Source organism: Planococcus shenhongbingii (genome assembly GCF_030413635.1).
In the GTDB taxonomy this organism is placed as follows: domain Bacteria; phylum Bacillota; class Bacilli; order Bacillales_A; family Planococcaceae; genus Planococcus; species Planococcus shenhongbingii.
This window is the reverse complement of record NZ_CP129235.1, coordinates 2218036-2240782: the sequence shown is the minus strand read 5'-3', so window position 1 is coordinate 2240782 and position 22747 is coordinate 2218036. Positions and strand designations below refer to the sequence as shown.

Annotated in this window: 27 protein-coding genes and 1 pseudogene; 19 read left to right on the top strand and 9 right to left on the bottom strand. The window is 41.4% G+C overall.

Annotation, left to right across the window (positions count from 1 at the left end; all coding sequences use genetic code 11):
* The first annotated feature begins 564 nt into the window (after positions 1–564).
* Complete coding sequence (locus QWY16_RS11030; RefSeq protein ID WP_300989279.1) at positions 565–1572, top strand: GNAT family N-acetyltransferase; 1008 nt, start codon at positions 565–567, stop codon at positions 1570–1572.
* A gap of 258 nt (positions 1573–1830) precedes the next feature.
* Here QWY16_RS11030 and QWY16_RS11025 read toward each other — a convergent pair whose 3' ends face one another.
* The 3 genes from QWY16_RS11025 to QWY16_RS11015 form a co-directional block, all read right to left on the bottom strand.
* Positions 1831–2316 carry a universal stress protein gene (locus QWY16_RS11025; protein ID WP_300989278.1) on the bottom strand — a complete coding sequence of 162 codons (486 nt, stop codon included), beginning with the start codon at positions 2314–2316 and terminating at the stop codon, positions 1831–1833.
* Between the two features lie 260 nt (positions 2317–2576).
* Positions 2577–2810: a hypothetical protein gene (locus tag QWY16_RS11020; protein ID WP_300989277.1), complete on the bottom strand. Its 234-nt coding sequence runs from the start codon at positions 2808–2810 to the stop codon at positions 2577–2579.
* A 121-nt stretch (positions 2811–2931) separates the two neighbouring features.
* The gene (locus QWY16_RS11015) at positions 2932–3174 is read right to left on the bottom strand and encodes a hypothetical protein (RefSeq protein ID WP_300989276.1); all 243 of its coding nucleotides are present in this window, start codon (positions 3172–3174) and stop codon (positions 2932–2934) included.
* A gap of 297 nt (positions 3175–3471) precedes the next feature.
* Between QWY16_RS11015 and QWY16_RS11010 the strand changes: the two genes are divergently transcribed.
* The 8 genes from QWY16_RS11010 to QWY16_RS10975 all read left to right on the top strand — a co-directional run bounded on the left by QWY16_RS11010 (position 3472) and on the right by QWY16_RS10975 (position 9657).
* Positions 3472–3864: a YciI family protein gene (locus QWY16_RS11010; protein ID WP_300989275.1), complete on the top strand. Its 393-nt coding sequence runs from the start codon at positions 3472–3474 to the stop codon at positions 3862–3864.
* A gap of 246 nt (positions 3865–4110) precedes the next feature.
* Complete coding sequence (locus QWY16_RS11005) at positions 4111–4275, top strand: hypothetical protein (RefSeq protein ID WP_300989274.1); 165 nt, start codon at positions 4111–4113, stop codon at positions 4273–4275.
* Positions 4276–4709: 434 nt separating this feature from the next.
* The gene (locus QWY16_RS11000) at positions 4710–5258 is read left to right on the top strand and encodes an RNA polymerase sigma factor SigX (RefSeq protein ID WP_300989273.1); all 549 of its coding nucleotides are present in this window, start codon (positions 4710–4712) and stop codon (positions 5256–5258) included.
* Positions 5255–6388 (top strand): anti-sigma factor family protein, encoded by a 1134-nt coding sequence (locus QWY16_RS10995; protein WP_300989272.1) that lies wholly within the window; start codon positions 5255–5257, stop codon positions 6386–6388. The genes QWY16_RS11000 and QWY16_RS10995 overlap by 4 nt, the downstream gene beginning before the upstream one ends.
* A 70-nt stretch (positions 6389–6458) precedes the next feature.
* Positions 6459–7394, top strand: coding sequence for an ABC transporter ATP-binding protein (locus tag QWY16_RS10990; RefSeq protein ID WP_300989271.1), 936 nt, complete (start codon positions 6459–6461; stop codon positions 7392–7394).
* Positions 7378–8250 (top strand): ABC transporter permease subunit, encoded by an 873-nt coding sequence (locus tag QWY16_RS10985; protein ID WP_300989270.1) that lies wholly within the window; start codon positions 7378–7380, stop codon positions 8248–8250. Before QWY16_RS10990 ends, QWY16_RS10985 begins: the two co-directional genes overlap by 17 nt.
* A 315-nt stretch (positions 8251–8565) precedes the next feature.
* Positions 8566–9060, top strand: coding sequence for a DUF4871 domain-containing protein (locus QWY16_RS10980; RefSeq protein ID WP_300989269.1), 495 nt, complete (start codon positions 8566–8568; stop codon positions 9058–9060).
* A 42-nt stretch (positions 9061–9102) separates the two neighbouring features.
* Positions 9103–9657, top strand: coding sequence for a putative glycolipid-binding domain-containing protein (locus tag QWY16_RS10975; protein WP_300989268.1), 555 nt, complete (start codon positions 9103–9105; stop codon positions 9655–9657).
* Positions 9658–9932: 275 nt separating this feature from the next.
* Here QWY16_RS10975 and QWY16_RS10970 read toward each other — a convergent pair whose 3' ends face one another.
* The gene (locus tag QWY16_RS10970; RefSeq protein ID WP_300989267.1) at positions 9933–10076 is read right to left on the bottom strand and encodes a hypothetical protein; all 144 of its coding nucleotides are present in this window, start codon (positions 10074–10076) and stop codon (positions 9933–9935) included.
* A 265-nt stretch (positions 10077–10341) separates the two neighbouring features.
* Here QWY16_RS10970 and QWY16_RS10965 point away from each other — a divergent pair, with 265 nt between their 5' ends.
* Both QWY16_RS10965 and QWY16_RS10960 read left to right on the top strand, forming a co-directional pair.
* Positions 10342–10833, top strand: coding sequence for a DUF4306 domain-containing protein (locus QWY16_RS10965; protein WP_367281343.1), 492 nt, complete (start codon positions 10342–10344; stop codon positions 10831–10833).
* A gap of 88 nt (positions 10834–10921) precedes the next feature.
* The gene (locus tag QWY16_RS10960; RefSeq protein WP_300989266.1) at positions 10922–11110 is read left to right on the top strand and encodes a hypothetical protein; all 189 of its coding nucleotides are present in this window, start codon (positions 10922–10924) and stop codon (positions 11108–11110) included.
* 143 nt (positions 11111–11253) lie between these two features.
* Here the strand turns inward: QWY16_RS10960 and QWY16_RS10955 are convergent, their stop codons facing one another.
* On the bottom strand, positions 11254–12459 hold the full coding sequence (locus QWY16_RS10955) for an MFS transporter (protein WP_300989265.1): 1206 nt from the start codon (positions 12457–12459) through the stop codon (positions 11254–11256).
* 175 nt (positions 12460–12634) lie between these two features.
* Between QWY16_RS10955 and QWY16_RS10950 the strand changes: the two genes are divergently transcribed.
* Together QWY16_RS10950 and QWY16_RS10945 are read left to right on the top strand one after the other, a co-directional pair.
* On the top strand, positions 12635–12823 hold the full coding sequence (locus QWY16_RS10950) for a hypothetical protein (RefSeq protein ID WP_300989264.1): 189 nt from the start codon (positions 12635–12637) through the stop codon (positions 12821–12823).
* Positions 12824–12970: 147 nt separating this feature from the next.
* Positions 12971–13561 carry an NAD(P)H-dependent oxidoreductase gene (locus QWY16_RS10945; RefSeq protein WP_300989263.1) on the top strand — a complete coding sequence of 197 codons (591 nt, stop codon included), beginning with the start codon at positions 12971–12973 and terminating at the stop codon, positions 13559–13561.
* 283 nt (positions 13562–13844) lie between these two features.
* Here QWY16_RS10945 and QWY16_RS10940 read toward each other — a convergent pair whose 3' ends face one another.
* Together QWY16_RS10940 and QWY16_RS10935 are read right to left on the bottom strand one after the other, a co-directional pair.
* Positions 13845–14306: a universal stress protein gene (locus tag QWY16_RS10940; RefSeq protein WP_300989262.1), complete on the bottom strand. Its 462-nt coding sequence runs from the start codon at positions 14304–14306 to the stop codon at positions 13845–13847.
* A 342-nt stretch (positions 14307–14648) separates the two neighbouring features.
* Positions 14649–15134: a DUF948 domain-containing protein gene (locus tag QWY16_RS10935; protein ID WP_300989261.1), complete on the bottom strand. Its 486-nt coding sequence runs from the start codon at positions 15132–15134 to the stop codon at positions 14649–14651.
* 151 nt (positions 15135–15285) lie between these two features.
* Here QWY16_RS10935 and QWY16_RS10930 point away from each other — a divergent pair, with 151 nt between their 5' ends.
* The 5 genes from QWY16_RS10930 to QWY16_RS10910 all read left to right on the top strand — a co-directional run bounded on the left by QWY16_RS10930 (position 15286) and on the right by QWY16_RS10910 (position 20387).
* Positions 15286–16032, top strand: coding sequence for a class I SAM-dependent methyltransferase (locus QWY16_RS10930; protein ID WP_300993406.1), 747 nt, complete (start codon positions 15286–15288; stop codon positions 16030–16032).
* Between the two features lie 566 nt (positions 16033–16598).
* Complete coding sequence (locus QWY16_RS10925) at positions 16599–17156, top strand: YdhK family protein (protein WP_300989260.1); 558 nt, start codon at positions 16599–16601, stop codon at positions 17154–17156.
* A gap of 177 nt (positions 17157–17333) precedes the next feature.
* Entirely contained in the window at positions 17334–17621 is a 288-nt protein-coding gene (locus QWY16_RS10920; RefSeq protein ID WP_300989259.1) for a metal-sensitive transcriptional regulator, read from the top strand.
* A 71-nt stretch (positions 17622–17692) separates the two neighbouring features.
* The gene (gene copZ / locus QWY16_RS10915) at positions 17693–17896 is read left to right on the top strand and encodes a copper chaperone CopZ (RefSeq protein WP_436837139.1); all 204 of its coding nucleotides are present in this window, start codon (positions 17693–17695) and stop codon (positions 17894–17896) included.
* A 73-nt stretch (positions 17897–17969) separates the two neighbouring features.
* Positions 17970–20387, top strand: a complete 2418-nt coding sequence (locus tag QWY16_RS10910; protein WP_300989258.1) for a heavy metal translocating P-type ATPase — start codon at positions 17970–17972, stop codon at positions 20385–20387.
* An 80-nt stretch (positions 20388–20467) separates the two neighbouring features.
* Here QWY16_RS10910 and QWY16_RS10905 read toward each other — a convergent pair.
* Both QWY16_RS10905 and QWY16_RS10900 read right to left on the bottom strand, forming a co-directional pair.
* A pseudogene (locus QWY16_RS10905) lies at positions 20468–21334 on the bottom strand (IS3 family transposase); the annotation flags it as partial.
* Entirely contained in the window at positions 21295–21852 is a 558-nt protein-coding gene (locus QWY16_RS10900; protein ID WP_300989257.1) for a helix-turn-helix domain-containing protein, read from the bottom strand. The pseudogene QWY16_RS10905 and the gene QWY16_RS10900, both read right to left, overlap by 40 nt.
* Positions 21853–22140: 288 nt before the next feature.
* Between QWY16_RS10900 and QWY16_RS10895 the strand changes: the two genes are divergently transcribed.
* Positions 22141–22647 (top strand): hypothetical protein, encoded by a 507-nt coding sequence (locus QWY16_RS10895; protein ID WP_300989256.1) that lies wholly within the window; start codon positions 22141–22143, stop codon positions 22645–22647.
* The last annotated feature ends 100 nt before the right edge of the window (positions 22648–22747 follow it).

Below are 22747 nucleotides of genomic sequence, written 5' to 3'. Positions count from 1 at the left end.
TAGAACAAACCTCACATAATAGTTTTTCTAGATTCACTGTGTGAGTGACTTGAGTTAGTAAGTAAAGTTTATAGAACAAATATAATTTATTTTAAAGACATAAAAATTTCATTCAATTTTCACTATACTTTTGTAATATGGAAATACATACAAATAGCGCAATCAGGGGATGCCATCAGCGATTCGTGGCAGATGCTGGAGTGATTTCAAAAGACGGAATCGGCACGATTGCTGCTGACGATGCTCCTTTCCCTGTTGCTTAAGGGGTCAGTGCCACATGGCGAATTCTTCAAGTATGATCTTTCAGATTCATTGACGCTGTATGTGGCAGTAAAAAAGCAGCTGGAAGTCCCGGCCTTTACCAATACTGAAATCAGCCTTTCAATCTTTTAATGGAAACGTATCAAACGAACACGATGAAAAATTGGATGAATATAAATAGGCAAAGAAGAAATGGATTGAGCTTTGTTCGATTCATCCTTCTAAACAATGCTGACACAGCAAAAAGGTCGAGGTTACAAAACGCACGAGCCGTTCATTTGCAGAGAAAAGGGGTGTAATGAGATGAAAGATATCTATTTTGAGGAAAATTATGGCCGTTTGTTTGAAGAAATCGAAAATGGGATTTTTCAGGTTTTCAATTTCCAGCATAAATTTGGAACAGTGAAGCATTCGTTCATTAAACGGGAGATTCCTGTGCGGATAGAAAGGAAAGTATATTACGATCTCGTAACGCCTTATGGCTATGGGGGGCCACAAATTCTGAAATGCGAAAAGGGGCGCATTTCTGACTTAATTAATGCGTTTGAGGCCGCTTTCCAGCAGTATTGCACTGAACAGCGGATCGTCAGTGAATTTATCCGTTTCCATCCTGTACTCAATAACGCGGAGGATTTTCATACGTGTTACGATGTCACTCAACTGCGCTGCACGGTCGGGACCAATTTGAAGGATTACGAACAGCCGGTTGAGATGGAGTTTTCAAAGTCAGCCCGCAAAAACATCCGGCAGGCTTTAAAAGCAGGCGTGGAATACCGGGTGACAATGAACCCAAAAGATTTGACCGAATTCAAGAAAATCTATTATGCAACGATGGAGCGCAATCATGCCGATATGTATTATTTCTTCGGAGATGAGTATTTTAAAAACTTGATCTTGCTTTTAGGGAAGAATGTACTGCTCGTTGAAGTGCTGTATGAAGGGCGGGTAATCGGTGCTGGATTGAACTTTGTCTATGAAAATTTTGTACACACCCATTTGTCGGGGACCTTATCGGAATTCCATTGTTTTTCGCCCGCTTCGATTCTTAATTATGCCTTGGCGCTTTGGGGGAAACAGCATGGAATAGATTTGATACACGGCGGCGGGGGAAGGACAAATAGTCCGGAAGATAATCTTTATATTTTTAAAAAGCAATTTGGCAGACAGACCGCTTTCAAATTTTATACCGGGCGAAAAATCTGGGATGAAAAAATTTATCAAGAATTGTGCGCTTGCCTCGATGTAAAAGAGGAAACGGAATTCTTCCCGGCCTATCGGTCAAAATCAATTGCCCTATCCAAATCGTTGTGAATAAAAATGGATATGCGGAAAAGGGGAACAAATCCCTTATCATAAATCGGATGAAATTCGGATTGTGGAAATTGAAAATCATCAGATCCAGCTTTATCGGTTAACGCGCTTACAAATAAAAAGAATGAAGCTGACGGTGCATTTATCCGCCTGCTTCATTCTTTTTATATCACTGCATAATCCGATAAACCCAATAAGTTAGAATTCAAGTTCACTGGGCTCCTTTGGAATTCAGGAACAATGGTCGAATCCGCTACGTTATTTTTTAAGATCAGCTCTCTGTTGATCTTCTGCCTTCTCGGATTCACTTCTGCGGACAACTAAAACATCACAGGGACTGGAACGTACAATATGCTCAGAGACGCTTCCCATCAAAAAATGCTCAACCGCATTCATGCCTTGGGCTCCGCATACAATCAGATCGGCGTTTACCCGTTTTGCATACTCACGCGAAATGACCTTATGCGGGGAACCAGGAGCGACAATTATATTTACCTCAGGAAGGCCAGCTGCTTGGGCTTCTTTTTTGTAATTATCGAGAAGTTCTCTTCCATGCGCAAAGACCCGGTCATCAATACTTGGCACCCGCTTTGTCATGGCCGTGTAGGAACGGGTATCAACTACATAAATCAGATTAAGAATGGCATTGTTTCGCTTGGCGATTCCAACTGATGTCTCAAACGCACGTTTAGCTTCATTTGATCCGTCAACAGCTGCAAGAATGTTCTTATATTCAAATGTCATCAGTACCTCCTCCTGTCATAATTAATGTTAGTATGTATTATTTCTCTAAATCAAAATGATATCCTGCAAGTAAACAGAATAATTTGTCTGTTTTCAGGGTTTAAAAATGCTCAAGACTTCAAAATTTGCGAGTTCAGCAAAGTTTTATCCAGACTTATTGCGGAGTTGGTTATGGGAACGGCGTGAACTTGTAGGAGGAACCCTCATGGGTCTTGTTCAATTGCAGTGAACAAACAAAAACTTCCTTTTTTCCAAGGAAGTCAGTTTGTTTTATTGGCATGGATTTTTTCATAGAGAGCTTCGGCTGCTTGGTCAATCGACGTATAATATTCAACTTGCGGATTCTCACTTGATGTTACTTCAAGTATGAATGTGTCTTTTAAACACTTCACTATGAGCGTGTCATTCACGCCAATCGAGAAGGAATGGCTGATGGAAGAAGTATTAAAAGTGCACGAAATCTGCAAGAGATTCTTAATGTGTTCCAGCTTCATAAATATCGCGCTCTTTCTTTCTGTGACTTAGTTGATACATGTTTATAAGAATTCCAGAGTTCAGCTATATAGATTTTACCCTATTTTCCAGTTTTTAATCGAAAAAAAAACCCCTTAAACATCAGGAGTTAATGCTCAAATCATAAGAAGCTAAAAACGCAACGATGTACTCAGCTGTTTTTTCAAGTGTATCGCTTTGAATAACCACCTGCGTCTGTGCATTGGAAATTTCAAAAGTAGTGGTGCCTGGCAGACAACGAACGGATAAGCTTTGGCCGTCTTCCGTAGTGAATACCTGATTGATGTTAACGGTATTGTATTCACTCATTGTCTCAAGAAAAACCTTGATGCTGTTATATTTCATACGAGGAATCTCCTTTCCAACCATGGAAAACGACTAAGAAAAGTCTGAAAGAATCCATATATTTCAGATATTAAGCGTAACATGAAAGAATGCCAATCCCTAATAATAAGGCTTTTTGTTGTTAACAAGCGAAAGGAATAAGGTGAAAAACTAAAGAAATAGGTTATTTAAAAACGCTCTTCAAATTTGAAGAATAAAGGAAATTGAGCTGCTGCATGATGAGTTTTTTATTATTCAGCAAAAAGTGGTTAGTTGAATAAACAAAAGGGAATTTGCTTCTAAAAAGGAGGAATTATTATGCAGTTTATGCTGATTGTCAAAGCCTCGACTAATACGGAAGTCGGAAACTCCCAAAGCCCTGAGCTTATTGAAGCCATGTCAAAGTACAATGAGGAATTATTGAAGGCAGGAGTACGGGTCATGGCGAAGGGGCTTCATCCAAGTTCAAATGGGATGCGCATTTCATACTCGAAGCCAGGAGAAAAGCCTGTGGTTACAAATGGTCCTTTTTCGGAAACGAAAGAATTAATAGCCGGGTTCATTCTGATTGATGTGAAGTCAAGGGAAGAAGCCGTTGAATGGGCCATGCGGATGCCCGATCCAATGGGCAATGGGGAAGGCCAGATTGAATTGCGCCAACTGCATGAGGAGCCAGGAGAGACTGAGAACTCAGAAACATTTTCTATTTAAACAGAATGACGTGAAAAAATTCAAACTTCTTAAAAAGCACTTTCATACGGTAGACAAAGGCAAAGATGGATGAATAGGGGGGACTAGAACCAGCCGGGCCGGCCACTTGGCTTTCCGCAAGATCGGCTTCAGCAGGTGAAGAATGGGTGCTTCAAAATATCAAACCGAAAGATTGGAAACGTCAAGATCTTTTCATATAAGCGGATTATGTTACCTGCCGGATTATTATTCCTTTCGAACGCGGAGATGCAGTCCCCCTATTTAAATGATTCCGCCGCCATACTCGAAACGGAACATGAAGAAGACGGCACTTTGATGAAAGTGGAACTGGGCCGCGTGGAGTCGGGAGATAATAAAGAGAGCTTGTCAGGCCGTTCGAGCGGCCAGACAAGCTTTCTTTATTTCTTTTAGGAGCAACTTAGTAGTGTTTACGAGCAACTAGCCTTTTTGCCCGAAGAAAGTATAAAACTTCGCTGCTTTTATTCGTTATGCCCAAGTTCAAAAGGGTTGTGCCCAACTTTCAATCATTTATGCCCAAGTCTCTGATGGTTATGCCCAACTTCAGGCCATATATGCCCAACTCGCCAAAACAATGGGTGCCTATTTAATTGTTGCTTTTACTTCAGTAATTTTTTGCATATTCTTTAAAAGAAAGTTATAAATGAATAAATATTTATTGTTATTCGATAAATAATGTGTTAAATTCATAATGAAAATAATTACATAAAAAGCTGCCACAGTTAGTCCTCATTTCTAATCCTATTGAAAAAAAAAGTCTCTTAAAATGTCATAAAATTATGAATTCCGGTGTCTTTAGTATAAGGGCTTTTTGAAGGGAGGAAATAATGATGGAGGTGAAGGCGAATTTGTCCAATGACAAAAACAATTCGTCAAAAGAAGATATATTTCAGAATTTATTCAAACAACATTACTCTCTTGTCGTCCGGAAAGCTCTCGTTATTGTTAAAGAACAAGCCATTGCAGAAGATATCGCCCAAGAAGTATTTGTTAAGTTGTATAATGCCGATCGAAAAACAATTGAAAATATACATGGCTGGCTGACAAAAGTTACTGTAAATACAGCCTATAATCATATTCGAACTGAAAAACGCCATCATGCCCGTAACGACAAACAAAAAATCTATGAAAACAGTGCATCTGGCTCTGTTGAAGAGCGGTATATGGAACTTGAAGACATCAATGAAGTTCAAAAAATATTAATGAAATTATCTGAGCGGGACCGCGATATCTTGATTATGAAATTTTCAGGATACAGTTACGAGGAAATTGCAAAAGATAAAGGCGTAGAAAAAATATCCATTGGCACTTTGTTGGCTCGCGCTAAAAAACGGTTTAAAGATTCTTATATGGAAGAAAGGGGAGAAGATAAATGACGTGTCATGATTTAGGCGTGCTGCAGGCTTATTTAGATGGAGAAGTTAGCCGCGAGCAGAAAAAACAAATTATGAAGCATTTAGAGAGCTGCCATACTTGCCGTGAAAAAATCGATGAATTACAGAAACTGCAGTCATTTTGTGAGAAAGCTTTAGAGGCACAAGATATTCATATCGATATAACTCAAGCCTGGGCAAAGTTCGAGGAAAATCTGCAATTCGCCGGAAATCAAAACCCGGAACAAGAGAAAGTTATGAAAAAAAGAAAGGGATGGAGTACATTGAAGACAAAAACGAAACGTTTACTCGTATCAGGAGTCGTTGCAGCAGCATTATTCAGTTCATTTGCCCACCCTCAAGTCCGGGTAGAAGCCAATCAATTTCTATCCTTATTCCGTGTGAATCAGTTTGAGGTGGTGACATTGACACAGAATGATATAAGTGAAATCGAGAACTGGGTCAGTGAGAATAAGGAAGGATCTCTCGACTTGAAAGGCATCGGGCAGTTGGAAATGTCAGAGGCTGCTGGAGAGACAACTTATTTTGAAACCCAACAAGCAGCTGAAGCAGCCGGCCATTCAGTACCTGCGTTACGGGAAGTTGAAGTCGAGGGCGTGAGTGTGATGCCGGCATCCACGATCACATTTACTTTGGATGTAGAAAAAGCGAATCAGTTATTGGCTCAGTTAGGTTCAGACCAGCAGTTTGAAGCCCAATTAGATGGAAAGCCTTTTTCCGTATCAACATATGAAGCTGTTCACGCAGATTACGTGATGGATGGCCAATACATCTCTTATATGCGCACGAAATCTCCGGAAATCGATGTTCCTGAAGGCGTGTCGATTGAGCAGTTGAGAGCTACGCTGCTTTCTCTCCCGTTCTTGCCTGAAAATGTGAAGACGCAGCTGGCCGGTATTGACAATATTGAAACGACATTGCCGATTCCTTATGCTGCAACAGAAGGATCCAGCATGACTGAAGTCCGTGTAGGCGATGCTCAAGGTTTTGCCGTTGAAAGTGAAGAGCATTCCTATATTGTTTGGCAGGCCAACGGTGATATTCATACAATTTTTGCTGAAGGCAAATTGGGTACAGATGAATTGGTTGGTTTAAGCGAACAAGTAAATTAATGTGACATTAAAAGTTCAGAGTGGCCACGTTCCGCTCTGAACTTTTTTCTGAACATGAGGGAGGAAGAGGATGAATGTAATTCAGACGAATTCGTTAACGAAAACATACGATGGAAAAGGTGGCATATCAGATGTGACCTTGTCCATAGGAGAGGGAATTGTCTATGGTTTCTTAGGTCCGAATGGCTCTGGAAAAAGCACTTTTGTCCGGACGCTTCTTGGCTTGCTGCAGCCGACAAGCGGAGAAGGGTTTATTCTCGGAGAACCGATTGGAACGACAAAATCACGGGAACAGGTGGGCTACCTGCCTGAGTTGTTCCGCTATCCTGACTGGCTGACTGGAAAGCAGCTGCTGGACAGCCATGCGGAATTGTGTAAAATACCCGTCCGGCAGCGAAACAAACGGATTGAAGAAGTTATCGAGTTAGTTGGAATGACCGGAAAAGAAAGGGGCCGGATCAGCGGATTTTCAAAAGGAATGAGTCAACGGATTGGACTGGCATGTGCCATATTAAATGATCCAAAGGTGATCTTTTTGGATGAGCCCACTTCTGCACTCGATCCGATCGGGCGCAAAGATGTCCGGAATCTCATGGGCTATTTGCGAGATCAAGGAAAGACGGTTTTCTTAAATAGCCATTTGCTGCATGAAGTTGAGTCCTTATGTGATCAAGTGTCAATTATCCACGAAGGAGAAATGATTGTTCAAGGACCGTGGCGAGAATTGATGATGACGGAAGCACAAGTAGAAGTCGTCACAGCAGGGTCTATCGGAGCGCCTTTTCCTTCCTTTGTGACAAGTTATCATACAGTCAAAGCAGAAGAAGGGCGTATGCGTTGGCTGATTCAGCTTGAAAGTGAAAGGGATATACCCAAAATTCTTCATTACTTATCTTCCCAAAAAATTGATGTGTTTGAAGTAAAGCCGATCATCCCGCATTTAGAAGATGTTTTCATGCATTGGGTGAACCAGAAAAAGGAGAGCGCTTATGTGGACAATCGGTAAATTAACTATTAAAGAAATGGTTTCGAAACGGATTTTTTTGATTACCATCATAATGACGCTCATTTTTCTGGCGCTTTATGGAACAGCCATTTATTTTGCCGGAAAAGAAGGAGCAGAAGAAGTCGGGAATGCTGGCCAAGGAACCGAAGTGGTGTTAATGCAGCAGTTCATCGCTTCGCAGCTTTTAGGAGTCGGCCTTTATTTTTCGTCTTTTATTACAGCGTTGCTGGCAATCATGGCCAGTGTCAGTTCAATTTCAGGAGAAGTGGCAAGCCATCAAATTGATACGTGGCTGATGCGGCCGATTTCCCGGTCCCAATTTGTGTTGGGGAAGTTTATCGGATTAGCTCTTCTGATGATTGCTTATGCGGTCTCCTTATTTTTCAGTATCATCTTGCTGCATCAAGGGATTGGAGCAGACTGGATGGCGTTGGACATCAGCCTGGCCCAGATGATCAAAGCCGTAAGTGTGTTTGCGATTCAGCCGTTTGTTTTAATCGCGTTTGGGTTATTGTTGAGCACACGCATGACGACCTTAAATGCAGGTATTGTTGCCATTATCTTGTACGGAGCAGCCTTTATCGGAGGCTTTATCGAACAATTTGGAGCAGTAATTGAGAAAGCGAGCCTCGTAAACATCGGGATTATCATGAGCCTTGTTTTTCCGATAGATTCCATGTATCGCAAAATGACCATTTTGTTGTTTGATACAACGGATAACCCATTATCAATGGCTCAAGGCGGGATGTTCACCAGTATCTCGGTCCCAGGCAATGTGATGATTTGGTATGCGCTGTTGTACGGAGTAGTGGCAGTTCTTTTTTCGATTTACAGTTTTAATAAACGAGATGTCTGAAACAACTGATATTCAAGCTATTAGCTTAAAAAGTTTATGGAAGTTGGCGTTTTATTCGTCCGTAAAGGGAGGCTCTCTCTTTTACGGACTTTCTTTATTTTGATGCATTAAAACTAAAGAATCCTGTCTAATAAATCTCCCACTTTTTCCTCCTTTTTCATTGACCATATTCACTTTTTACCTCGCAAATGTAAATGAAAAATGTACGATTTCCATTAAAAGAATATTCGAACTCCTGTTTTCGCAACTGTATATATCTGGTATATTTGAAGTGAAAGAGCGCTCCAAAAAGTATGGTTACAGGAGGGATTTAAAGTGAAACGGTATCTAGTACTCTTCTTTTCAATAATAGGTCTTATCGTTCTGACAGGCTGTGCCGGTTCCTCTGATAAAAACAGCGAAATTGAGGCAGAAGAAATGATTAAGGTTGAAAACTGGAAGGAAAGCCCTCTTTTTGAATCAAACAATTTCTCTATGATTGGTGAAGAAGGACGGGCAGGGTTTATCTACGAAAACAAGGAGGTGGACCGCTTTTATACAGATCGCATAAATAAGTATATGTGGCATTTCTGGGGAAGTGAAGAAGAACTTTCCGGTGCCTTTCAAGTGATCGGGACCCATGAAAAAAGCAAAGAGCCAATCGTTGTGGTGCCGGAAAGGGAAGGACAATCATCCCTTAGCCCGAATAACGGAGCCGATCATCATATCCCATCCAATATGGCATTGCCTAAAAAAGGATTATGGAAGTTGGACGCGGTCATTGATAATAAAATAATTGGCACCGTTTTTGTAGAGGTGCATGAGAAATAGCATTGAAATATATGAATAAAGAAGTCTTAAAGAGGTGTGATTATGTTTTCAAAAGAGATGGTCTGGGAGAATAAAGAAACGTTTGGCTGTGAGTATTTAAAGCTTTTTACTAAAGAAAATGCCATTCTTGCAGAAAGTACAGTAATTTATTTGGATAGAAATTCTCCTATGCAAATCGATTATCATATGGAATTCGACGATTTATGGAGAACGAAAAGCGTGAACATCACAGATAGAACAGGGAAGGCCTTACAGATCACTTCTTCTGGAAAAGGGGAGTGGTTCGACCGGCATGGAAATGGATTAGATGAATTAACAGGAGCGATTGATGTGGATCTATCAGCCACACCTTTTACTAACTCTCTGCCCATTAACCGGTTAGACTGGAAGCCAAATCAAAAAAGAGAATTTGAGATGGTTTATGTCTCTGTTCCGGCATTGGACGTACAGAAAACGAATCAAAGCTATACATTTATTAAAAGCATAGGGAAGAACAGGGTCTTTAATTTTCAAAGCCAGGATTTTGAATCATTCATCACATTTGATGAGAAGGGTTTTGTAGTGGATTATCCCCAGTTGTTTATCAGAAGGCTTTAATGTTCATTCTGATGAAGATCAGCGGTAATAATTCATTGATCTATGATTACAAAGAGAGAGGCTATCTGTTATAGCCTCTCTTATGTAGGAGAACGTACATCCATCAGCAGGGAGTTATAAGAATTTCATGTGACGCAATATATCTCACATAGGCTTTGAATCATCTAATTCTGTTCATCTGCAGATGTCCGGGCAAGCCATTTTTATCTTCAGCTTATGGATGGTTATAAAAGAAGTTGAACGATTTCTTGGGCTTCGCTATTTGCTCAAGAATCCTATGGTTGTTCAATATTGGTTTCGATATAAGGCACTTCAATAATTTCTTGTTCCACTTTTGGAGTTCTTTGATAAGCGTCATAAGCACGCATCAAAATCAGTGTGAACAAGAGTATACATAAAATAAGCGGCATTCTTTTCATCTGATTCCTCCAATACCCTTTAGAAGATTTGTTTCGTTTTCTTTTAATACATGTTTACGTAAGTTATTTTATAAAATTTTCCATTATATCCATTTTATAATTATTTGAAGACTTTCACAATATCAGAATTCGTATTTGATTTCTTTTAATGGCGAATTACCTTTCCTTTTCAGTAAAAAAATGTAAGACTGAACGAAGGCCCAATTGTTTCAACAAATTATACTTTTAACAGGCCGGTTTGAAATCTGACAGACCTGCAGGAAAGGTGATTCTATTGAATTTCAAGAGTGTAGTGCTTTTAATCGTTGCGTCACTGGTATTCGTTTTCGCCACTTTGGTAAGTTGGTACGAAGGAGGACAGTTGCGTGATATTTCATGGGAATGGGAACACACCGCTGTTTTTTCTAACTGGTTCAATGGTGAAGTAGACAGAGGAAGCGATATTATCGTCATGGATCATTTTGTATACGCAGCAAAATTCGAACCGTTCTTTCCGCTTTTAATGGCCGTTTCACTGCTTTTTATTGTTTTCCGACTGGCACTTTGGTTAACAAATGACCGTACACTGGTTAGGAATATCTTTTTCTTGTTCATGGCTGCCGCATCTTTTTCCATAAGTGGCATCTTTCTAGATTCTCCTGCCACTGGCTTAAAGCTATTTTCCGTTTTCTTTGGAATAATCGGTATGCTCTCGCTCTTTGGTATTTTTCTGTTTCAAGAAAAGAAGAGCAAACCTGGAGCGATAACTAAAGAGTGAAAATTACTTGGAATAGATGAGCAATTGAATGGAACAAATGTGCAGTTAAGTTAAATCTGTAAAATATCTCTTTTGAAGGAGGAATTTCGTGAAAAATCGATATTGGTTTATAAGCTTCGGATTATTGATGATGCTTATCTTTGGAGGGAATTTCCTGATCCGTTTTATACGTGATGAAGATTTTTATATCGCTGAATTTACTGGAAGTATGCTGGGTGTAGTGATTTTGCTTACAGGAATTTTCTCGAAAAAGGAAAATTCAACGATAAAAGTGTGAAAAGAGGATTGAATATACTTGCTGAAAATGTGAGCTAAGAGAGCGGAAAGCGTTTTTCAGAAGCAATTCCATGAAATTCTGCAAAACAGGAAAAAAGAAAGGGCAGCCGGATTACTTCCGGCTGCCCTTTCTATTATAGAAGTTTATTCTTGCACCGTTCGCCATAAAAGTATTCTTCCTTTATAAGCGATTAAGCTAACTACAGCCAACAAGATTCCTGACAAGATAAAGACACTGCGAATGCCAAATGCATCTGCCAGAACCCCCATAAAAAGGGAAGCTACCCCGAAGGTTCCGGTGCCGATTGCTCCGAGTGTCGTAAATACCGTCGGCAATTGGGCTTTTGAAATGCTCGTCTGGACCACGGTTTGCTGTGGAATATTCTTGATTTGACTGGAAACACCTACCAGAAAGGAAAAAAGTAATGCCAGCGCCGGAAGGCTGTTTAACCCAAAGGCAATGGTAATCACGCTGCTGGAAACAGCGCCCAGAAAAATAAACTGGCTAAGTTTCTGTTCAATCCAGTTTGAAAACCGCAGACAGAACAGACTGCCCGCAATTAAGCCCAGGAAGAAGGAGCCGTTGATGAATCCCCACCATTTTTCATCCGCCAACAACGCATCGCTGACAAATACATAGAGGATGGCCGCAATCCACACCGTACCGGCAATGGTCTCCAGGACATCCATCCAGGCAATGCGTTTCAGCACAGGTGAAGTGGAAACGGTCTGCCAGCCTTGGCTGAGCTGCTGCCACTTTCCATGCTCCTTCGAAGGCGTAAAGTCGACTCTTTCCAAACTGCTTAACAATAGACTGGAGATTAAAAATAAGCCAGCTGTCAACCACACTATTTCAATGGCAGAAAGCCAAATCAACAGCGAACTGCCGATAAACCACATGGCAGTCTGGATCAGCTGAGTTATGGTTTCGGTCATCCCATTTGCTTTTAGCAGCTGTTCACTTTTTACATAATTCGGAATGAGCGATCGGGTCACGGGATTGGCGCAGCCGTCCAGTAACGCGACCAGGCTGATGACCAAAAACAGACCGTAAAAATTGGCTAAAGACAGTTGTGGCAGAAAAAATGCCAGCGCCATCAGCAGAGCCGTTTTTCCCATCTGTGAACCAGCCAGCAGCCATTTCAAGTTGAAACACTGCATCAGTAAAGGCGTCAAGGTATTCGAGATGAACATTGAGCTGGTAATGGTAAACGGCACAAATGCAGCCGCCGCGGCAGAGCCGGTCAATTCAAAAATGACGTAGATGATGCTGACAATGTACAAAACGTCGCCAATGTTGGCAAGCGACTGCCCGGTCAGCAGCAAGTTGAAATTTCGATTCGGTTTCATCAATAAGTTCCCCCAAGAGTCTATTTCTTAAATGATTTCTATAAAAGGGAGAATGATCAGATTGGACAATTTATCATGTCGAATGTTCCTTTCCGGTTGCGATAAATCTCGGGGGAACTTAGACTTATCTAGAAGTTTGATAATTCTCATTATACGCCAAAAGCTTAAAAAATAAATGAAGTTAATAGAAGAATTTGGATATAGGAAAAGAAATCTTGAACAGATTGTAGTGGAAAAGGATAGCGGAGAAGATGAAGGAAGACAAGAAGGGGATATTTTCAAAGTGTCGATCGATAATATAGGACGATATGAAGTTGGGAATTTAGAACATATGAAGTTTGAAATAGAGAAAAAAGGAAATTAAGACCTTAAAGAGGATTTTATAATAAGCTCTGACTGTCTTTGTTGTAAGTAATTTTTATGGAAATTAAGTTATTTTCAGTTATTCTAAAGCTGGCAATAAAGATTAAGAAATGCTCATATACAGAAAAATAGAAAGGAGCGTGCAGAGATGACAAAAAAGATTTTATGCATTATTGCCAATCCGGATACCAGAGCCGATTCTCTTAGTTCATCGATATCGAGAGCTTTTTTGGATGAGTTGCGTGCCAGCCAGAGAGAAAGTGAAATCAATGAGATGAATTTATACGAAATTGATATGCCTGCATTGAATTTTAACACAATAAAAACATTAGAGCCCATGCAGGTAGAAGAAGAGGACTTCAATCGATTGCTTGAACAACTAACTGATTCAGATGCGTTTGTTTTCATTTCCCAAACCATTGCATTCGGCCTTCCAGCGCGGTTAAAATCCTTTATCGAAATACTGCTGGCGACCAAACACATTGAAAAATTAGGTAATAAAAAAGCATTCCATCTGCAAATTGAAGATGATACACTGGGGCCAATCTATCAAACGAACGAACATGAAGATTTCAGAAATTTTTTAAAGGAAAAGTCAGTCAATATGATTGAGCCACTTAATTTGCCGCATCATCACTTGGAAGCAGGAGAACATGAAAATGTTCTGCTTGAAATCATTGAAGATACCAGATTAGCTGCTCGTGAATTTGCACAATTTATTAATCAGGAATCTTCATAATTCCTGCATCAGTTTAGACAGCCGAGGGATTTGAGGAATACGGCAGACACATATTTCATGAAGAATACTTAACGCAGAAGAAGAGCTTCGGTTATAAAGCAAACTGCGGCTCATCTTTTTTTTGCCAAGAGAGTCTATTTTACATATCACCAAAATTCAAAAAGAAGGGCAAGGGATTTAAAATTCCCTGGCCCTTCTTTTTGATGACTTGATTTTTGTTGAGAATGAACTATTGTTTAAGTGGGCTTTGACATTCTGGTTCAAGTTAAAAATAAAAGTTATATTAGGCGTTCGCTTCTGCATGTTCTTCTGTGCGCACGACAAGGACATCACAGGGGCTATGGCGGACAATGTGCTGAGACACACTCCCCAGTACAAATCGTTCAATTGGATTTAGGCCACTGGCTCCGCATATGATAAGATCCGCTTTCACTTTTCTTGCAACTTCCCGAGAGATTAAATTTTTAGGGGATCCAGCCATAATGATGTTATTTACATTCTGAATGCCTGCTTTTTCCGCTTCCTGCTTGTATTTTTCAAGAAGATCTTTTCCCACTTTGAATGTATGTTCTTCAATAGATGGATTATATACTTCTGAACTAGTGATGGTCCGGCTATCAACTATATATACAAGATTCAATGTAGCATTGTTTCGTTGTGCAATTCCGATAGACTTTTTAAATGCCCATTCTGCTTCATGTGAACCGTCAACAGCGACTAAAAGTTGATTGTATTCCAATGTCATTTTGATTCCTCCTTCAATTTTTGTATATTCTTATTGTTTAATTCTTCAATGTGAATCAGAATCCTTCATTACAGTATTGAATATCCATAATTCCACTAAAGAAAAAAGTTCATTAAACGGATTGGAAAGCAATAAAAACGGCGTGTTTCCATAACGTAAAACCACATAAATCAAGATAACTAAACTGCATTCGAAAGCTGCAGAAAGTATGGCTGTCTCTTTATATGGTTTAATGCAAGTCTTTAATAACTGTCCGTTTTATAGACTTACAGAGAAAGCATCTCCTTATTTTGGGTCGTTATTCGAAAAAGGCAGCCAATGCGGCTGCCTTTTTAGTTCTTTTTATTGTATTCTTAGCTGTTCATTATCTGCCGCAGCTTCTGGATAATAAGTGTCGGTTCTTTTTTTGGCATTCTTCCGGTGTTCCCACAGACCAACAAGGCCGACCACTGTGTTGCTCCATTGATCAACTTGTACAGCATTTTCCTTGCTCTGATCCACTCTCGTTGTTACATCAACTGTAATTGCCCGGACTGACGAATTTAAGTCGACAACTGAATTCTTTGTTCCTTTTGCTGCATCGATAAAAAGGCTGACTTTTTCAGACTTAACTTGCATATCTTCTTTCAGTTCATTTGTAGTATGCTGCAGGCTCGTCGTTTCCAGTTTGAGCTTATCTACCCGCTCTTTTAAATTGTTTACTGACCCTTTTATCTCTTTCAACGGTTCCTTCATTCCTTTTAGGAATAAGCCAACTCCAATTCCCGCTACGATTAGCCCCACTATTAAGATGGCGAGTGCTATGTACAGCCACATTGTCGAGTCCATGTTATTTCCTCCTCTTTTATTGATGTCTAGGATTGCTATACCCGTTATGGAGTACTAATTAACCTACTGGATGTTGTCTTACTTTTGGTGCACACTTAGAAGAAGGCTATGAATAAAATCCAATCAAAATTTTAAGGAGAGTGTCTAATTGATGGAAAAATATTTTTTTGAAGCTTTTGATGGATTGGAGCGTTTATCACCTGGAAGCGCACAATCAACAAAAAAAGCAATTTCTCTAGTAAATATAGCTACAGAAAAAGAGCTGAATATTTTAGATTTAGGCTGTGGAAATGGAATTCATACACTGACTTTGGCGGAAAGCTTTCCGAACGTCCATATAACGGCTGTTGATACCAATCAGCAGTATTTGAATGGGCTGAAAAATCAACTCCGCAAAAAAGAATTAGCAGACAGAGTAACTGTCTTGAATGCTTCCATGCTGGAACTGAATTTTCCTCCAGAAACCTTCGACTTGATTTGGGCAGAAGGTTCCATTTATATTGCCGGATTCCAAAAAGGGCTCAAAGAGTGGAAAACCTTTTTAAAGCAAGGCGGCTTTCTTGTATGCAGCGAAATTTCCTGGCTGCATGCAAACCCTTCTAAAGAAAGCAAAGATTTTTGGCAGCAAGGATATCCAGAAATCGATACCATTTCTAATAAAGTGAATCAAATTGTTGAGTCGGAATATGCTTACCTCTTTTCATTTGTATTGCCAAAGGAAGATTGGACTGACGATTATTACCTTCCACTTGAGCGAAATCTTAAGAAGATGGAAGACAAATACCAAGACACGCCCGAAGCTTTGGCAGTAGTGAACACACTAAAACAAGAAATAGCTCTTTATCATGGAAATTCACGTGATTACAGTTATGTATTTTATGGGATGAAAAAAATTTAATACAAGCCAAAAAGGAATTGATTGCAAAATCAATTCCTTTTTAACGTTTTAACGAGCTGGGCAAAGTTTGTTTTCTCTTTAGCCACACGGGGAAAGCAGGGGTTTTTTTAAGTTGGAATTTATAGGATGCTATGTTCTTGAAAAGAAACAATGTTTATTCAAATGTTCGATAATAATAACTTTACATACGATAGGGGGGTATTGTATAGTAGGGATGTAAAGTTAATAAAGTAAAAGAATGCAAGATCAGCACGTTGAAATTACAGTTTCATATGCAGAAGATTGTACTGCCGAAGGGATAAAAAGCATTTCTCATTCAAACCACGTTACAATGCTTAACATTGAGAAGGAGGAGGTGTAAAGAAAAGGAATAGAGTTGATTCTGATTGGCTATATGAATATTCTGGATAACTATTGCGTGGTTTGTAGAAGAACTTAATACAATGCAATGGTCGTTAAATTTTTTTAGGCATTCCCATACCCCGTACAGGTAAAATAAGCAAGTGAAATTCACGCTGCTACCGTCTATTAAAGATAGTAGAACTGAAATAAAGGAGCGCATCAAAATGAAATTTAAACAAAAAATATTTCACTCTTTAACTCTGACGCTTGTTTTTCTTTTAGCAGCTTGTTCCACTGGTGCTCAGGAAGAACAGCATACTGGGATGAACCATGAAGAGAATGGACACATGGATCATTCAAGTTCAGGTGAAGTGCCAAAAGGCTTGAAAGAAGCAGAAAGTCCGGCATTTGAAGTGGGCAGCAAGGCCATAATAAATACAGATCATATGGAGGGCATGAACGGCGCTGAAGCAACAATTGTCGGCGCGTTTGATACGACGGTCTATGCGATTTCATATACACCGACTACTGGCGGAGAACAAGTGGAAAACCATAAATGGATTGTTCATGAAGAAATTAAGGGAGCAAAAGAAGAGCCGTATGAGCCAGGCGATAAAGTAGCAGTAGAAGCCGATCATATGGAAGGCATGGAAGGGGCAGAGGCAACCATTGATTCTGCTGAACAGACGACAGTTTACATGGTTGACTACTCGGCATCAACGGACGGAGAACTGGTAAAAAATCATAAATGGGTAACAGAAAGTGAATTGTCAGCGAGGTAGCCTGCATTTTCCAAGATTTTAAAATGACACAAAAACTTCCTAGCACGGGAAGCTTTCTACTTGCATGCTCAGAGAAATTCCTGAAACCAATCAACTATCAAATCACATGCTTTGACATTCCATAAGTTTACTTGTATAATACGGGTATAGGGTATATTGAATTGGGAGGTTCAGTTCATGGAAAAAACATTAAAGACCACAGTACAACCCAATAAACAGCAGCTTTTGAACCGGCTGAAACGGATTGAAGGACAGGTTCGCGGAGTTCACCAAATGGTAGAAAACGACCGTTACTGTGTGGACATACTGCATCAAGTCAGCGCCATTCAGTCTGCGATGAATAAAGTGTCGCTGGCCTTACTGGAAGACCACACCCATCATTGTGTTTCAAAAGCCATCAAGGAAAACAAAGGCGAAGAAGCGATCAATGAATTGATGGATGTAATGAAAACCATGACAAAGTAAACATGGAAGCAGAATCTTAATCATCATTATTGATAACATATTAACAATCATTATTTTAGGAGGAAAAAATCATGAATGAAACATTAAAAGTACAAGGCATGTCTTGCGCGCATTGTGTGAACGCAGTGGAATCAAGTGTCGGTGAACTCCAAGGGGTATCCGCTGTAAAAGTGGATCTTGGCAAAGGTGAAGTTACAGTGGCTTATGACAACAGCAAATCATCTTTGAATGAAATCAAAGAAGTAATCGAAGACCAAGGATATGAAGTAGTATAAGAGTGCTTTCACAGCACTCTTTACTTTTAAAAGATGTATACCCCCATATAGTATAGAGGAGGAGGGGAACTTAATGGCTACGGAAACAAAAGAAGCAAATTTCCAGATCACGGGCATGACCTGTGCAGCGTGTGCGACCCGGATTGAAAAAGGGATAAGTAAAATGGAAGGCGTCGAACAAGCCAACGTCAACTTGGCACTTGAAAAGTCATCCATTCACTACGACCCGGCAAAATTGAGCGAAGCAGATTTTGAGAAGAAAATCGAAGCGCTGGGTTATGGCGTCGTGAAACAGAAAGCTGAATTTGATATAACCGGCATGACCTGTGCCGCTTGTGCAACGCGCATTGAAAAAGGAATCAATAAATTAGGAGGAGTTGCTTCTGCGAACGTCAATTTGGCGCTGGAGAAAGCGACGATTGAATTCAATCCTTCGGAAGTAAGCATTGGCGACATCATTACGAAAGTGGAGAAATTGGGCTACGGCGCACATCAACAGCAAGAAGATGTGGAACGGGTGGATTACCGGGAAAAAGCAATCCAGGACCAAAAACGGAAATTCATCATTTCAGCCATTTTGTCGCTGCCGTTGTTGTGGACGATGGTCGGGCATTTTTCCTTCACCTCATTTCTTTATGTGCCGGAAATTCTGATGAACCCGTGGTTCCAGATGCTTCTGGCAACACCGGTTCAATTTTATATAGGGAAACAATTTTACGTGGGCGCCTATAAAGCGCTTCGAAATGGCAGCGCCAATATGGACGTGCTGGTGGTCCTGGGAACATCGGCAGCCTACTTCTACAGTGTCTATCAGGCAATTGTCACAGCCGGCACGCATCACGGGGCAGAACTGTATTTTGAAACCAGTGCGGTGCTGATCACTTTGATCATTCTTGGGAAATTGTTTGAAGCGAAAGCAAAAGGCCGTTCATCTGAAGCCATCAAGAAATTGATGGGCCTTCAGGCGAAAACGGCAGCCGTTCTTCGTAACGGAGTAGAAAAAGAAGTGCCGTTGGAAGAAGTGATGATCGGTGACACTATTTTCGTGCGACCGGGAGAAAAAATTCCGGTTGACGGCGAAGTGCTGGAAGGCAGCACAGCGGTTGATGAATCGATGCTGACGGGAGAAAGTCTGCCGGTGGACAAAGCAGCAGGCGATGCCCTTTATGGATCAACGATCAATAGCAATGGATTCATCCAAATGAAAGCCACGAAAGTCGGACGCGACACCGCGCTGGCACAAATCATTAAAGTGGTGGAAGACGCACAAGGCACGAAAGCGCCGATTCAGCGGTTGGCCGACAAAATTTCAGGCATCTTCGTGCCGATTGTCGTCGGGATTGCTTTCCTCACATTCTTGGTATGGTTTATCTGGGTGCAACCGGGCGACTTTACCCCGGCCCTGGAAGTCTTAATCGCGGTGCTGGTCATTGCTTGTCCGTGTGCACTGGGCCTCGCAACACCGACGTCCATCATGGCAGGTTCTGGCCGTTCAGCGGAAATGGGCATTCTGTTCAAAGGCGGCGAGCATTTGGAACAGACCCAAAGCATTGACACCGTAGTCGTTGATAAAACGGGTACGGTTACGCATGGGAAACCGGAATTGACGGATGTTGTAATTGCCGAAGGACAGGACGAAGAGAAGTTCTTATCGCTCATCGGCGCAGCAGAGAAACAATCAGAACATCCATTGGCCCAAGCCATTGTCCACGGAATCCAGGAAAAAGGCATCGAGCTTGGCAAAGTGCAATATTTTGAAGCAGTCCCGGGGTACGGAGTGCAAGCAACAGTATCGGGCCAAGCGGTTGTCATTGGCACACGCAAATTGATGGAGCAATATGGCATTGATATTGTCTCAGTTTTGCCTGAGATGGAAAAACTCGAGAGCAAGGGAAAAACAGCGATGTTAGCGGGAATTAATGGGCAATACGCCGGGATGGTAGCTGTGGCGGATACCATCAAAGACACTTCCCGCGAAGCCATCCGCCGCCTTAAGGAAATGGGCATTCAAGTCATCATGATGACGGGGGACAACGAGCGGACCGCGCAAGCCATCGGCAAAGAAGTGGGCGTTGATGCGGTGATTGCGGAAGTGCTTCCGGAAGGCAAAGCGGATGAAGTGAAAAAATTGCAGCTGCAAGGCAAGAAAGTGGCGATGGTCGGCGACGGCATCAATGACGCACCCGCACTGGCTACAGCGGATATCGGCATGGCCATCGGTACAGGGACCGATGTGGCGATGGAAGCTGCGGACATCACATTGATTCGAGGCGACTTGAACAGCATCGCCGAAGCGATCATTATGAGCCGCAAAACGATGCGCAATATCAAGCAAAACTTATTTTGGGCATTTGCTTATAATACCCTGGGAATTCCAATTGCCGCAGTTGGCTTGTTGGCGCCTTGGCTTGCAGGAGCGGCGATGGCATTCAGTTCGGTATCCGTCGTATTGAATGCGCTGCGCCTCCAGCGTGTGAAATTGGAAAAGTAAAATCAGTTTTATAGGTTGTCATCAAGAGAGAAGGAACTTCATTTGAAGTTGGTAGTGACCCCTTAAAGTTAGAGTTTCAGTTATGCAGCTAATTGGCTGGCATGAATTCGGTAGTTCACCGGGCTCATGCCGGCCAATTTTTGCTTGATGCGTTCATGGTTGTAGTAATGGACGTACCGTTCAATTTTCAGTTTCAGTTCTTCGAAGGGGACCAATTCTTCTCCGTAATACATCTCTTGTTTAAGCAGGCCGAAGAAGTTCTCCATGGCCGCGTTGTCGGCACACGTCGCCTTTCGGGACATGCTTTGGAAAATCCGGTTCTCTTTCAATGTCTTCGCCCAGTATCGGTGCTGGTAATGCCAACCTTGATCGGAATGGATGGTGGTCCGATACCTGGCTTGTTCTCCGATGACTGGCAGGGCATTCCGTAACGATTCCATGACGAAGTCGAGGGTTGGGCGTTTCGCCATACTCACGCCAATGATTTCCCCGTTGTAGAGATCCATCAGCGGACTCAAATACAGCTTTTCTTCTCCTGCACATTTGAATTCCGTCACGTCCGTCACGATTTTTTGCAAGGCATGCGTGGTGTGGAACCGGCGGTTCAACCGGTTTTTGGCGATGGTGCCTACTTGCCCCTTATAGGAACGATAGCGCGATTTCCGAATGAACTTTACGCAAGTGAGGTTCAATTCGCCCATGATGCGCTGGACTTTCTTGTGGTTGATGACGTACCCTTGCGCCTTTAATTCCAGAGAGATCCTGCGATACCCGTAACGGCCGTCGTGTTTTTCGAAGAGCGCCAGAATCAACGTTTTCCATTCCAGATCCGGATCTTCCAACCCAAATCGCTGGCGGTGGTAATGATACGTCGCTTCTGGCAGATCGACGATCTCCAGCACATCCGTTAATCGGAATCCTTCTTTTTGGAGTTCGAATGCCAGCGCTGCTTGTGCTTTTCGAGGTAGGCATCCGGATTCTCCTGGAAAGCGTTCAACTTTTTTAAATAAGCGACTTCCAAACGGAGAAGCTCATTCTCGCGTTCAAGTTGTTCTTCACGGGACATCGTCCCAGCCGGTTTTGCCGGTTTCTTTTTCGAATTTTTCGCCATGGGTGGCCGTCCTTTCTTTCTCAGGCCTCCTGCCCCTTCCGCCAAAAATGTCTGTTTCCATTTCACAATAAGCGTCGGGTTGTGCATCTTGAATTCAATCGCTGCGTCCTGGTAGGAAGCGCCTGTTTGTTTCATAAAGTGTAATACATCCAATTTGAATTGAACAGAATACACCTTGTTTTTTTGCCTGTTCCGCAATCCTTCTTTTCCGAATGCCTGGAAAGCCCGCACCCAGCGTGCTATTTGCCCGTGGCTGGATATCCCGTATTTTCGGGCTAAGCGTGGATAACCCAACGGGCCAGCCAAATACTCGTTGACCAGCTTCAGTTTAAATTCTTCGCTATATTTCATCATAGAAAAACACCCCAAAAGTTAGATTTTTAACTCTAACTTTTGGGGTGCAGTACCGTTTTTTCTCTCTTTTTTGTTATGGATGTCTTGCTTTTATCTATTTACTGACATTAAAGTTAAGAGCATCCAATAAGCAACCCACAGAAAAACAGGTATGAAAATGTAAGTGGTTTTCAAACATTTGCTTCAAAATGAAAAGAGGAGATTGTCCAAGCTAGCGAGAATGAGTGAAGAAAGTAATGAGAAATTGCAGAAAAAGAATATATTAATAGAAAGGCAACAGGTGGTTTGATGAGGAAATTGATTGTAGCGGTTCCTTTGCTCACTTTAGTTTGTTTAATTACATTAGTGATTTCAGTAAATATAAGAGATTCCGAATCTCCCAAAATTCAAGAGGAAGTAGTGCAAGCCACTGAGTCTGAGAAATTAGAAATGTCTAAGCACAATCCAGCGAATCCAAAAGGCTATGGACAGCAAATTGAAAGCAGCTCGTTTGGTGAACCTAAAGATTTGGTACTGTCCATTCATGGGAAATGGAACAGTTTAAGTGTTGAAGAACAATACTCCATATCTCCTGATTCAGAAAGTTATCGTCTTATTTCTTCTGTCGTTTCAGAAATTAACTTCGCCAGAAGCAATATGGATAGTGAGATGATTCCAAAATTTGATTCATTGCAGGAAACAGCCCATAAATTGACAAGCCCTGTTATAGAGCTGCCAGAAGAGGAACGGAGATCGTTGATTCCGAGGTTTGAGAGTCAATTGGATGAGCTTTATGCCATAATGATGAATCGGTGAAAAAATAAGAAGAGAACAGTCAACTTTTCACACTATCGCTTACACGAAGAGGAAAACTTGTTTTTAAGTTTTTCTCTTCTTTAGAGTGGGTGTACCACAA

Bases quoted from the DNA above. Each gene is read 5' to 3' on its own strand.
- QWY16_RS11030 (WP_300989279.1), top strand. From the start codon at position 565: ATGAAAGATATCTATTTTGAGGAAAATTATGGCCGTTTGTTTGAAGAA.
- QWY16_RS11025 (WP_300989278.1), bottom strand. From the start codon at position 2,316: ATGACATTTGAATATAAGAACATTCTTGCAGCTGTTGACGGATCAAAT.
- QWY16_RS11020 (WP_300989277.1), bottom strand. From the start codon at position 2,810: ATGAAGCTGGAACACATTAAGAATCTCTTGCAGATTTCGTGCACTTTT.
- QWY16_RS11015 (WP_300989276.1), bottom strand. From the start codon at position 3,174: ATGAAATATAACAGCATCAAGGTTTTTCTTGAGACAATGAGTGAATAC.
- QWY16_RS11010 (WP_300989275.1), top strand. From the start codon at position 3,472: ATGCAGTTTATGCTGATTGTCAAAGCCTCGACTAATACGGAAGTCGGA.
- QWY16_RS11005 (WP_300989274.1), top strand. From the start codon at position 4,111: ATGCAGTCCCCCTATTTAAATGATTCCGCCGCCATACTCGAAACGGAA.
- QWY16_RS11000 (WP_300989273.1), top strand. From the start codon at position 4,710: ATGATGGAGGTGAAGGCGAATTTGTCCAATGACAAAAACAATTCGTCA.
- QWY16_RS10995 (WP_300989272.1), top strand. From the start codon at position 5,255: ATGACGTGTCATGATTTAGGCGTGCTGCAGGCTTATTTAGATGGAGAA.
- QWY16_RS10990 (WP_300989271.1), top strand. From the start codon at position 6,459: ATGAATGTAATTCAGACGAATTCGTTAACGAAAACATACGATGGAAAA.
- QWY16_RS10985 (WP_300989270.1), top strand. From the start codon at position 7,378: ATGTGGACAATCGGTAAATTAACTATTAAAGAAATGGTTTCGAAACGG.
- QWY16_RS10975 (WP_300989268.1), top strand. From the start codon at position 9,103: ATGTTTTCAAAAGAGATGGTCTGGGAGAATAAAGAAACGTTTGGCTGT.
- QWY16_RS10970 (WP_300989267.1), bottom strand. From the start codon at position 10,076: ATGAAAAGAATGCCGCTTATTTTATGTATACTCTTGTTCACACTGATT.
- QWY16_RS10955 (WP_300989265.1), bottom strand. From the start codon at position 12,459: ATGAAACCGAATCGAAATTTCAACTTGCTGCTGACCGGGCAGTCGCTT.
- QWY16_RS10950 (WP_300989264.1), top strand. From the start codon at position 12,635: ATGAAGTTAATAGAAGAATTTGGATATAGGAAAAGAAATCTTGAACAG.
- QWY16_RS10945 (WP_300989263.1), top strand. From the start codon at position 12,971: ATGACAAAAAAGATTTTATGCATTATTGCCAATCCGGATACCAGAGCC.
- QWY16_RS10940 (WP_300989262.1), bottom strand. From the start codon at position 14,306: ATGACATTGGAATACAATCAACTTTTAGTCGCTGTTGACGGTTCACAT.
- QWY16_RS10935 (WP_300989261.1), bottom strand. From the start codon at position 15,134: ATGGACTCGACAATGTGGCTGTACATAGCACTCGCCATCTTAATAGTG.
- QWY16_RS10930 (WP_300993406.1), top strand. From the start codon at position 15,286: ATGGAAAAATATTTTTTTGAAGCTTTTGATGGATTGGAGCGTTTATCA.
- QWY16_RS10925 (WP_300989260.1), top strand. From the start codon at position 16,599: ATGAAATTTAAACAAAAAATATTTCACTCTTTAACTCTGACGCTTGTT.
- QWY16_RS10920 (WP_300989259.1), top strand. From the start codon at position 17,334: ATGGAAAAAACATTAAAGACCACAGTACAACCCAATAAACAGCAGCTT.
- copZ (WP_436837139.1), top strand. From the start codon at position 17,693: ATGAATGAAACATTAAAAGTACAAGGCATGTCTTGCGCGCATTGTGTG.
- QWY16_RS10910 (WP_300989258.1), top strand. From the start codon at position 17,970: ATGGCTACGGAAACAAAAGAAGCAAATTTCCAGATCACGGGCATGACC.
- QWY16_RS10900 (WP_300989257.1), bottom strand. From the start codon at position 21,852: ATGATGAAATATAGCGAAGAATTTAAACTGAAGCTGGTCAACGAGTAT.
- QWY16_RS10895 (WP_300989256.1), top strand. From the start codon at position 22,141: ATGAGGAAATTGATTGTAGCGGTTCCTTTGCTCACTTTAGTTTGTTTA.